At 63.0% G+C, this 1,193-nt stretch carries 1 protein-coding gene; it reads left to right on the top strand.

What is annotated here, in order from left to right:
* Positions 1-67: 67 nt before the first annotated feature.
* A complete protein-coding gene (locus tag HCU76_RS36305; protein ID WP_218512058.1) occupies positions 68-1,033 on the top strand; it encodes an IS5 family transposase in 966 nt (321 codons plus the stop codon).
* Positions 1,034-1,193: the final 160 nt, after the last annotated feature.

Raw genomic sequence — 1,193 nt, 5'->3', positions numbered from 1 at the left:
GGACGCTCTGCATAAACCGGTCGCCTTCGTGCTTATCTGAGCGTGCAGCGGCGGCGACGATATGACCATGAAGCAAGCGGATCTGGGATTGAGCCTGAGCACCAAGCGAACGCGCAAGCGCGAGTTCCTCGAGGAGATGAATCGCGTGGTGCCGTGGGCGCAACTGGTGGCGTTGGTGGCGCCGTTCGCACCCGAAGGCAAGAAGGGACGCCCGCCGTTTGCCGTGGAGACGATGCTGCGCCTTCATTTCATGCAGCAATGGTTTGGCCTGAGCGACCCGGCCATGGAAGAAGCGCTGCACGACGTGCCGCTGTACCGGGAGTTCGCTCACCTGGACAACTGGATGACGCGTCTGCCCGACGAGAGCACGATCCTGCGGTTTCGCCACCTGCTGGAAAAGCACAAGCTGGCCGAGCAGATCCTGGCGGTGATCAACGACATGCTCAGCGGCAAGGGGCTGATGCTGCGCGCGGGCACGGTGGTTGATGCCACGCTGATCGCCGCGCCCAGTTCGACCAAGAACGCAGGCGGCCAACGCGACCCCGAGATGCATCAGGCCAAGAAGGGCAACCAGTGGTACTTCGGCATGAAGGCGCACATTGGAGCGGATGCTGATTCAGGGCTGGTGCACACCATCCGGGGCACAGCGGCGAACGTGAACGACGTGGTCGAGGGCAACGCGCTGCTGCACGGCAATGAAACAGTGGCCTTCGGGGACGCTGGCTATCAGGGCGTTGACAAGCGTCCCGACGCCAACGTTGGCGTCACCTGGCGCGTGGCGATGCGCCCGGGCAAGCGCCGCGCGCTGGACAAGGGCAACGAGATTGATGCGCTGATCGACAAGACCGAGAAGCTCAAGGCCAGCGTCAGGGCCAAGGTGGAGCATCCATTCCGGGTCATCAAGCGCCAGTTTGGCTACCTCAAGGTGCGCTACAGGGGGCTGAAGAAGAACACGGCGCAATTGGTCACCTTGTTCGCTCTGTCCAACCTGTGGATGACGCGCGGCAAGCTGATGCAGGCAGCCCGGGGATGAGTGCGCCCGCCGAGCGACAAAGCGCCTGCGGCGGCGCAAAAAACGGGCGAATTCCGAGCCCGGATGCACGCGAAATCGGGCTTGGGACGGTTGCCATCTCGCATCGTGAGTTCGCGCGCTTCATAGAGCATCGCCGACGCCGTTGTTCAGACCATCCTTA

This window comes from Variovorax sp. dw_308 (assembly GCF_019207085.1).
Lineage (GTDB): Bacteria > Pseudomonadota > Gammaproteobacteria > Burkholderiales > Burkholderiaceae_C > Variovorax.
Note: the sequence above shows the minus strand (reverse complement) of the source record. Positions and strands in the feature narration are given on the sequence as shown.